At 35.1% G+C, this 10,985-nt stretch carries 3 protein-coding genes; all 3 read right to left on the bottom strand.

The window, feature by feature from the left end:
- Positions 1 to 3: 3 nt before the first annotated feature.
- Genes IPM51_06990 through IPM51_06980 form a run of 3 tightly spaced genes read right to left on the bottom strand, consistent with a single transcriptional unit; the run spans position 4 to position 10,646 of the window.
- Positions 4 to 330, bottom strand: coding sequence for a hypothetical protein (locus IPM51_06990; GenBank protein MBK9284052.1), 327 nt, complete (start codon positions 328 to 330; stop codon positions 4 to 6).
- Between the two features lie 34 nt (positions 331 to 364).
- Positions 365 to 709, bottom strand: a complete 345-nt coding sequence (locus tag IPM51_06985; GenBank protein ID MBK9284051.1) for a hypothetical protein — start codon at positions 707 to 709, stop codon at positions 365 to 367.
- Between the two features lie 49 nt (positions 710 to 758).
- Positions 759 to 10,646, bottom strand: a complete 9,888-nt coding sequence (locus IPM51_06980) for a hypothetical protein (protein MBK9284050.1) — start codon at positions 10,644 to 10,646, stop codon at positions 759 to 761.
- Positions 10,647 to 10,985: the final 339 nt, after the last annotated feature.

Below are 10,985 nucleotides of genomic sequence, written 5' to 3'. Positions count from 1 at the left end.
AACTTATTTTTTTATTAAAGTGTACGTAGTAACATAATCCCCTCCAGATTGTGTTACTAACTCATATCCTTTTCCAGCTAATTCATTTATTGCCTTATTAATTTTGGTCGCAATTACTGCTGAATTATTTGGTGTAGGTTTATCTAAAGGAATGTCCTCCGACTTTCCTTCATAAATTATAATTATTCTCCCTGAACCTGAAATTACAGTACCGGCCTCAACTACCCTTATGGTTGCATATTTAGGGGCTTCGCCTCCGGCCTTAAAAGATGTTGTAATAATAATAGTTAGTATTAAAGTGGCTAACATTATACAAATTCTTGTTCTCATAATACATAATTTAAATATTTGAAATAATCATTTTTTACTCTTTCGTTAAAATTACAGTGGTAACAAGTAAAACTTGAGTACCTCCGTTCGACATAGCGAAAATTTTAAATCCCGCATCCTGCCATTTTTTAATTTCTTTTTGCAGAACTAAAGCGTTTGTTTCAAAAGTTTTTAAATTAGACTTTACTTTTTCTAACTCAATCACTTCTAATTGTAAATTAGGCTTACAAATAACAATCTCTGATTTATAAGTTGAAATTCCTGTTGTAGCATCCATCGATTCAGCCATTCTAATTAATACCGTTTCTGCATTTTTTGAATCCTGTGCTCTAATTAGAATATTACATAATAGTAACAAAGTCAAAGTTAAACTCTTCATATATAAAATTTTTTAGTTAAACAATTTCAATTACAAACGTATCCTTTGCTTACAAAGGATACGTTTTAAGCTCTGCCTTACACCCAACCAGTAATAAAATGTCCTGAATATTACCATCACTAAACAACTCTCTGTTTATAGGATTGTTATCAAATTTTAATCTAAACTTATGTAAAGGGCTATTTCCTAATGCTGTCATTAAACCGGTGGTAGGGAATTTACCTTCATTGGTTTCTCCGCCAATAGTATTTGTAATTTGCGGATCATCAAGGTTGAAATCCAGAACATCTATTTCATTTACAAAACCATCTTTTCTCACAAAATATAGCACAATGTCTGTTCCATCTAATTGTAAGTTATGAACTCCTTGAGGAAACATTTCACGTTTAAGCTCAAACGTTACACCAAAATCAGATGAGCCTTCAATAGCCTCACCAAGTTCATACCATTGGTCGGGGAAATTGTTTTTAAACGAAAATCCTCTGTTAAATAACAATTGATTATCCAAATCTTGCAGCACTTGATAGCGATATTGAAAACTGTCTAAAGCAGTATAATCAACTGAAATAACTACATCAGCAATATTAGAGTAGTCAAGATGATTACTGAATTCCGGCATTTTAAATTCCCAACGTGATTCAATTCCCATGCCTTCAAATGGGTTTAATAATTCGCTGTTTTGTATTGGTTGTAGTTCAAACAATCCCGTAGCATTGTTAGCAGAAGTCAAGGCTACGGAATCTACTTCCAATCGGCGTATTGATATTTTCTGAAAAGTAGTTCCACCAATTACTGTGTAAGAGGTAGGTTCAGCACTAAGTGTAGCCTTTATACTGTCATATACCGGCAATAAACCAACAACAGTTGTTTTTACATTATTTATTAAACGCAAATAATGACCCGGAAAATCGTAATCGAATAATTTATTGGTTAATTCAAAATACAACACACCGGTTTCTTTAAACTGCTGAAATTCTGATGGAAAATTCTGTGCCAATGAAATTGTTTTTGTCATTTGCAGCTTGCGCTTGTTGGTTTCAAAGGCAAATTGATCCAATCGTTGTATATCCACTAACAGTCTCGCACTACCGGTTAAACCCCTTCTTTCTGGCTGTCCGTTTGATGTGCCTCCTGTGAATCCTGCAGAAGGCAATTCCCAGTAATCATCTAGTATAAATGGGCCTGCTTGTTCTTGGCGTTCAAAATACAATTGATTCTCTGCTGTTCGGGCAGTAGCTGTTGAAAGATTTAACATGTAACTGTATGCCCGTTCAAGTATGTTACCCATCCAATTGTATAATTCAGCATTAGTAAACTTATTTCTCAAAAACTCCAATGCGTCTTGTGCATGATTTGTATTTAAAACAGCAATTTCTCTTTCTTGTGATACAATACGTACATTGTCGTCAGCAATTTTTATTTGTTGATTGGCAATGCTAATATCAAGCCCGGCTAGTTGGCTTTGAAACTGCCATTCTTCCTGCCTTCGTTCATAACTTGCCATTTGACTTGCTATTGAAGACTGTATAGAAAAAATTGAAGATTGAGTTCCGAGTGCTCCAGCAATTCCAGCCGCCGCAGCAGCAAAAGAACCTAGTGATTCTGCCCCCCTTGTAGTATTTGCGAACCAAACACCTTGCGAAATATATAAACCTGCAGAAACACCTTGAGCTATTTGGCTTGCTCTAAGAAAATTAATACTTTGATTCAATAAATCGAGCGCTTGTAATTCAAATCCATTTAATCCTGAAGAAATTAAATTGTTATAATGTCCTTGTATAAAGGTTACTTTACCAAGTTGCAAATCAGCTAAACTACGTTCGTTATTCGCTTGTGTAATTCTTAAATCTTGAAGTTTTACAGTAGCACGTGCTGTCGCCAAATCTTGCCTTGCTCGCAATTGCGCATAATTTTCTGCATCTTCTTTCTCTAGGGCTGCCAAAAATAAGCTTTCTAATTGTGCGGCTTGCTGGGCAATTTGTTTGGCTCTTTCCAATAAAGCTTTAAAACGATATTGAGTTGGCGCAAAATTATTTGCTCCGGGTAAGACCAAGTTACCGGAAGCTCCTATAACGGGTACACCGGTTGTGCTATCTGTTGCTGCGGCAAACACACTTAATTCTCTAACCATTCCCGCAATATTCCTGCAATTAAATATCTTGTATAATTCCAAATTTCCTTTTAATTCAAGAGAATTGTAAATAGGGTTTTTCGGAGTACAGAATTTAAAATCTATTAATGGAGTATAAGGCACTGGGTTAGGTCCTATAGGTGTGGCAGTACTCACTGCCTTTGCATTTGAAAACACAAGGTTAGCATCAAAAGACACTTCTGTTGGCGCCAAAGGGTTATATGCCTTATCGCCACTCATAAATTGTTCTCCGTCACTTGCAGCAAACGCAAATGTGTAATCATCTGTGTAAACAGGATTAGGATCATACAACCATTGCAATTTTTGTTCGGCTGACGTACTGCTTATTTCTTCTACGGAAACACCAATTATGTTAGCAATGCTATTTGTATAAAGATCGCTAACTGTATTATTAAATTCCAGAGGATTGTTTAATGCAAAAAGATAGCGGCTTGCGTCATTTATTCTGATTGGGTTACCGGCCATAAATTCACTTACGTTTTCATCTGCTGGTGGTAATGGCATTGCTGCTTCAATCATTTCAAATGCTTCAGCAAATTTAGATGCATATGTATCTTCTGTGCCACTATTCAATACATCTGCTATATCGTGTGCTAAAGATTCAATAATGCTGACACTACCAATTTCGGCAAGATTACCTTTAAGTTCGGCATACAAACCTCCCCAAACTAAATTGGTAGATAAGTCGGTTTGTGTATCTAAACACCCATTTGCAAGTGCAATGCATTGATTATTTAGTAAATTCAACTCTTTTGTTTTCAGCAAATCAAGTGCACTAGTGTATAGTTTCCTTGCTCTTGGCACCGTTTCAATCGTATCTAACGTAAATTCCCTGTCAGCATAAGCGTAAAAACATTGTATGATACTCATTAAGGTATATTTGGTATACGCATTCGCTCTTGTTTGCGCTATATAGTGTGGGTTAAGTGGGTCTAATAGCCAATTAGGTGCTTGTAAAAAAGTTGTGGTGATACTCTCTTCTAATACTAATCCATAAAATATTTTTCGTTTTGCTACTAAAGGATTGGTGTAATCATAAACCGATTGATACCAGGATAATGCTGCATCATACTGTCCTCTCCTTTGTTGATCGAGGCCCAAAAGCATTGGCACAAAGTAATACGCTTCTGCTAAAAGCTGTCTTACTGCTTGTGTTCTATTTATTATGTAACTCGATGTTCCTAACGGAGAATTATTATTATAAAGAATGTTGTCTTTTATACTAATAGCTCTGGCATTCATGTCGGCAATACAATCACCGGAAACCAAGGAAACCCAACTTTTAATAACAGGAGCTAAATCAAATGGCAAGTATAAATTCGCTTTTGAGTTTCCTGTTAAAGTAATTCTGGCGCCTATTTTTGCTCGAGCAGAAAAAGTTTCTAATGCTAAATAAGGTTGATATAATTCATTAAATCCAAAAACTGGGTAAATGGAATAAGCAGTTTGTATTGCACTATCTGTAAGGGGTGTAGTCACAATAGAAGCAGTCGCTGTATAAAGACCATTACTTATATAAGAATTGACTGTTACGTGTTTCACATAAACAACACTACTTACTTTATCAAAAACCACAAAGGTATTTTGCTGATTCGTTTGATAAAGCCCAATAATTTGTGTAAAAACACTAAGTGATGTGTCTATAGTACCCATTGAGCCATTATTTTGGTACAACAACCTAAACAATATTTTATTTAAATTAGTTACAGCTACTAACCCTCTGTTAATAAAACTTTGATTAGTGGTTTTAATTGGCAGTATTATTGCACTTTTAAATCCTTGACTAACAAATGCTGGGTCTACGCCTGTAGTCGGCGATGGGGTGTCAAATTTACTCTCCTTAAGATTGAATTTGAAATATAAGCTCTCATATCCTGACGATCCACTAAAAGAAAATAACAATCCCGGTATTTCGTCTTTGATTATATTGGCGCAAGCTATTGCTCTAGCAACAGATTTGCCTGGCCTTGATGGTAATTCGCAATCATGTGGCTCTTCCCAATCGGCACCTATTACTGAAACTACCTTTCTTATAAAGAATAACTTAAATACACCTTCGTTAATTGTAGAATAAAATAAAACCAATGATTTATCAACCTCTACATCATCAATGTTTTTCTGTGTATAAGCAAAACACCCTATAAGATTAACAGATTGCGGTATAGGCAATTTAATCCAAGAACCTAATGTATCTGAGGGCGTTGTACTATCTTCTTTTACACAATAGTAAAAGTCTCCAGTTTGGCCTTCTCCAAAATAATATACAAGTCTTTTTAATTCTGTCTCATTCCTATCGCAACATACATTGGAACTTGTTGCTGGTCGTAACTCCTCTACATTAGTACTACAATACAGTCTAATATATGAAATATCACTGAAATAATTTTCAAATTTTTCTGCTTCTTTGCATGCTTGTATTGGAGTGAGTCGATTCGCATTGCTAACGGATGATGAAAGCTCAACAAATTGTGATGTTTGAAATCTCTTTAATGTAGGATAGAGAAGGTTTTCAGGAAACAAAAACACAAACATTGCCGAACGCCACGTGGCATAAGAGCCAATCCACTTCCATTCTTCTTTAAAGTTTGGCGCAGTTAAAGCAAAGTTCATTATAAAATCATCATAAACTCCTGTTTCTAAAGCAAACAACAAGCCTTGTAATGTTTCTATAGCAAATGAAACTCTCGTATGTTTTACACAACAATTGTCTTTAGTTTCAATAAAAAAACTTTTTGCTATTCTTTCTGCTGCGTCCTGCCAGTTTTCGCAATTATTAGTTAAAGCTCGTATAAGGGCATCCCTCATCAATGGCATATTTTGTTCTTCTGCATCAAGCAGAATATCTTTCCATTTTTCTATTACTGAACTCTCTCTTTCAATTCTTGTTTGCAAAGTGTCTAACCATGCTTTTCTTTCGCTGTAAGGCGAGCGCCATTTATTAAATTCAGGCAAATTGCTTAATGGAAAATTTACCGGTGCTGGTTTGTATATCTTAAAAAAGTCCTGACTAAGAATAATATTGTTATTATACTCCTCTGTTACTTGCGAAAACGGCTTATATCCACTCCTTATATGGATCAATATATCAATGATGTCATTGTATTCGGATTCTACCAAAGGAGATGGTGAAGATGGCGGCATCGTACTTTCCAGTACATCATATACTTTTCTTAAGAACCTATACTCAGTTACCCCAATACCCAGTTGTGATAATACTGGTCTGATATCTTCTCCCTGTTCTTCAATGTTTGCAACAGCATTAAAGTAAGGTAAGTAATTCAATGGTTCATTGGTGAAATTTGTAAACCTTCCAATAACCAAATTAATCTGGTTTTCTAAGTTATTCAACAGTGCACCTGCTGTTAATGTTGAATTAAACAGGAGTGCAAGAGTTGCATTATCATTGTTAAGTGCAGTTTTTCTGCCATTCCATGTTGTATATACCCAGTTTGTATTAACAAAATTTTTGATGTTCTCAGGTGGTACAAGGTCTGGTTGTATAAATGCTTGTCTGTTCCATGCGGCTAGTGTCCTTTGCCAATCTGCTCTTAATGTCAAACTGCTTCTTCCCGGAGCAAGTTTCATCTTCATTACGTTATAATAAAATACTGGAGTACCGTTTGTAAAATTTCCTAATACCTCATCATAAATCCAACCTCCTGCTGTGTCTCCGTAAAACCAAATTCGTTTGTAACCGCTCACCATAATTTTTATGGTTTTTTCTAATTCTGCAAGAATGGGTACATTTCCAGGATCGTTCGCCTCGTATCTTTCTTTTATATCAGCCAAATACAAAAAGTCTTCTCTGTTGATTCTAAAAGCGTTCCAAGTTACTTCTGCAGCTTCCTTTACTTTAAATGCATCGTTACTTTGCAAATCATCTACCAAACTTTGTAAGGAAGTATATGGCGTAATATCATAAGGAATATTTTCGTCATCATTATTTATATAGTTAAGTGATTCCTCATAACCGTTGGCATTAATCGGTAATAATAAACTTAAAAAGAAATCATGTTCTGCTTGTAAGTCAGCTAAACGTGAATCATAAAGATCACGATAAGCTTTTACAGAAATATCCGAATTTTGATTTAAGTCAGATTTACTTAAAAGCTCCGGATCAATTATAGAAATATTTTTACTATTAATATTTGCGGTATTTGCCGGAATAGTTTGTAAACTTGGATCCCACGAACCTGAAATCGGCTCCTCTATAGATTTCCAAAAATATTGTGAATCAAGTCTTAATATTATTGGATTACTTGTGTTATCTTCCCAGTGCTTAATTTCCTCCTTTACCCAAATTTCTTTAAGTTGTTCTTTTGCGCTAATTCTGAAAATTGATACTAACTCAAATATTTCTTCATTACTAGGTGCTGGATTAGTATATGTTGCAGCAAGGTAATTTTCACACTTAATTAAAAGACTCATCATTCTGTTGAAAGCCTCAAGACTCATATACAAATCATCTGTAACAATAGCCAATTGAACTTCCGTTGCAGTTCCAAGTGTAATCTTTTGGTATAAGTCCTTTAGTTCTGAATAATTTCCAATCCAGCTGTTTGGCAAGTTCCAGACTGCATTATTAGTGGCAGGATAAGAAAATGTTACAGGCAATGCAGGATTTGATGTTGGAGTGGTAGGTAATAAAGTGTATGATTGCGCAACTGTAAAAAGTCTTGTTGTCACAGATGCCGGATTAAGCACATACTCATATACTAGCGGCACTTCAACTTCATAGGTAAACTTAATATTACCACTAACAAAATTTGCATTTGGTGCAGCATTCAGAGTTAACGTTACTTGCATTTCATTGTCAAATGACACACTTACAATTGAGCCATCAGAAGTTTGAAAAATTGTACTATCGTTGTCACTTGTAAGCTTAGCGGAACCTATTTGATCTTGTATAACAGGGTCTGTCCAATTTAACGCAAAGGGGCCTACACTTTGAGGTACGGCACTAATAACATTAATAACACGCTTGTACCGCATTTTTGGAGGGTTTGTAACATCTTGTGGCTGAAAAAATGGAGGTTGCGGATTTGCTATTGTTGACTTTTTAAGTATTACATCTGTGTTTGTTCCAATAAGAGTTCTGTTTAATATCTCAAAATTGGTATTCCAGTTAACACCGTTGTAAATATTTATAAAATCGTTTTCAATAACGTGAGTAACAATATTTCTGTCGCTAACTTTTAATATTTGGTTTTTTATATCAGCAGCACTTCTTATAATGTTTAAAGGATTAGAGCTCCAGTCAGTTAAAAAAGCGTCTGTATCTTCCTTTCTTCTTTCCCATATAGCCTTTGCATATTTGTATGGATTATAAGTAAAGTCAATCCATCCAATATTATCAGGATCAATTATTGGTAACCAATTACTTTTAAATGTTGGGTCACTAGCAGGATTTACTCCTTCTCTGCTAAAGTCATTAAAAAGATAATCCTGAATTTTCCATTGATCTCGCAAATACGTAGATCTTAATTGTTCGATTAATGAAACGGGGGTAGGTGTCAAAACATTTCGTTTTGTATTTCGAAACCCAAAAACATTTTCTAAGTTGGCTGCATTTAAAACATTTAATGGGTTGGTGTTGTTCAAAGTAAGATATAGTCTGTCAATTGAAAAATTTGTAGTCGGTGCAATATAAAGTGGTATTCCAAGCTTATTTGATAATGCTTGGGCTAATTTTGTTTTAGCTTCAATTGGACTAGCTGTCACAACATCTCGTAATTCATCTAATGAAGTCCCGGCTAGTTTAAGTAATGATTGATATGTTAGTGTAAAAAACTGATTGCGTTCTTTTCCTAAAGCAGTAATTTGTCCGGCTGTCGGTGGTATTAAACTATTTGTAATTCTAACATCAAGCCATTTTTCAAGTACTTCTGTGGTAAGACGTACTCTGCAATATTCATCGTTTAACGTTGAACAATTTACATTCAGCGTTCCAAATGGTTGTAAAAATGTATTTGAAATTAAACTAATAAAACTTGATAATGAATCACCAGGGTTATATATTGGACTTGCAGTGTGTTTAACATGAGCGGCCGCATATCTGATTAAATCCATCAAATATGCAAACGGGCTTATAGCTGATTTGCAATCATCACAACCACAAGAATTAATGGAACTCGCCAAAGCCGTTGGAACAAAATTAGAGTTTGCCAATGCTGGCGTTGCAGGTGTTGTCAGTTGTAAATCAGCAAGTGTCCCTGAAAGCAAGTTCCCAACGAGTTTTAAATTCTGACTGGCTACTTCATGTACTTCTGCTGCCTTAAATAAAGGAAGTGTGCTGTCTACAACATTAGTTAAAAAAATATCTTTAGGAGTATTTGCAATAGTATAAATATTCCCATATCCTTCACTGATTAGTCGCTGATTTTGATCTAGGTTTTCGTTTATAGAGTATAAGTCTACATGACCCTGTAAAGTATCTAACTCGGGCGGAGTAATACCTGCTACAGGATATCCGTCAACATAAGTAAGTGGTCCTGCTTTTCGTATTTTATCTGTTGTCGTTAAATTATTTGTCGTAAGGAAATCAAGAAAAACAGTTCCAAAAGTCACACCGCTAACGGTTTCAATATCATTTAAAGTAGGTGATGTATCAGGAATAGATGGGGGACTTCCGCTCATTGAAACAGGAACATAATTTAAACTGCCAGGCATTATTATAAAGTCTCCGCTGAAAACAGGAGGTAATCCGGCTTGGTTTGCATGAACGGTAAGGCTGGTTTTTAGATAATAAACTTCAGGATTTGTAACAGTACCAATAAATTCCTCAAATGGAGTGCTTGGGCTTCCAAGCGAACCTGGTGTTATTGTACCACTGCCTGGAGTAGTTTCATAAAATCCATCTGTTACTGAAACCAAATGCTCCGGAAACTCAATCATATTAAATTCAAATGGTCCTCCAAATTGCGACCATTCGTGTGCATCTGCATCGTAGCCATAAACGTCACCTTTTTCATTAATATATACGGCAGCTACCCACTCCTTTAATTCAATTTCGGGAGTAATTGTGTAATAATTTCCACCGCCGTCTTTGACCTTTAAAAAATTATCATGTATTACAATATCCCATATTAATGTATATAATGGTGTTCCGGAAGTCCCTATCACTTTTAAGTAACATTCTTCAGAACGCTGGTCTAGTGGCCCGGTAATATCATATTTTATTACTGTTTCGTTAGGAGCTACTTTCTTAACAACAAGCGGAAGTATAGGCGTATTAATTTGTATATAACCCTCTGAGTTAGGATTACTACTCAGCTCAGCAAATACATTACCTTCAGCATCATAAACAATAAAGTCTGCAATAAAATCAGTTGGAACCTCTTCCCCGGTTAAATACTCTAAGCGAAACAACGATAGCGTTTGACTAGAATCCGGTAACGGAAAGGTTTCGGTAAGTGGGAAAACTTCAGGAATTTCAATGTCAGTAATTTCAATGTCTTTAGTTCCTATATCTGTATAACCCTCATTTAATACAAGCCCGTCAATTGGACCCATTTCATTTATTAATCTGTCTTTATAGTAACATTCAATAAATACGTCTTCAATCTTTCCCTCTTCAATAAAAGATATAGGGCTGTCTATTTCAAAATCACAAACAAACACTCCATTATCGTCTGTTAAAGCTCTACCTAATAATATAACCTCTAAAGGTGCTTTATGCCACAATTCAACGCTAATTGATGAAATGTGTTTAACAACTGGCGGAACTCCGGAAGGAGAAAAAAGACATGCTATTTCTCCTCTTACTCGAAAATGACGTGTATTCATTATTAATTTTTTTAAAAGGTTAAATGAGGGCGCTTATATCAAATTTGCGAAAACGAAAGTGCAATTCAAAGAAAATCGAAGCTTATAGGCGAATAAGATATCATATTTTATTAAGAGGTTATAAACACAGCAAGTTTTAACTAGCACCTGTAAAAAAATTACAACCTCTCTCAATAAATGCTTAACAGTGTTTTTAAAATTAAGTCAAATAATTTCTTAATTAATAATCATTTAATCATCTTCAGGTAACTTATGTAAGGCGTAAATAAAGTTTTCGCTTTCAGAATTTCATCATGCTTTTCAGTATGATATAAAACTTCACAATTACCACATTCCGCT

The organism is Sphingobacteriaceae bacterium, from assembly GCA_016715905.1.
GTDB lineage: Bacteria > Bacteroidota > Bacteroidia > B-17B0 > Aurantibacillaceae > Aurantibacillus.
Note: the sequence above shows the minus strand (reverse complement) of the source record. Positions and strands in the feature narration are given on the sequence as shown.

Bases quoted from the DNA above. Each gene is read 5' to 3' on its own strand.
- IPM51_06990 (MBK9284052.1), bottom strand. From the start codon at position 330: ATGAGAACAAGAATTTGTATAATGTTAGCCACTTTAATACTAACTATT.
- IPM51_06985 (MBK9284051.1), bottom strand. From the start codon at position 709: ATGAAGAGTTTAACTTTGACTTTGTTACTATTATGTAATATTCTAATT.
- IPM51_06980 (MBK9284050.1), bottom strand. From the start codon at position 10,646: ATGAATACACGTCATTTTCGAGTAAGAGGAGAAATAGCATGTCTTTTT.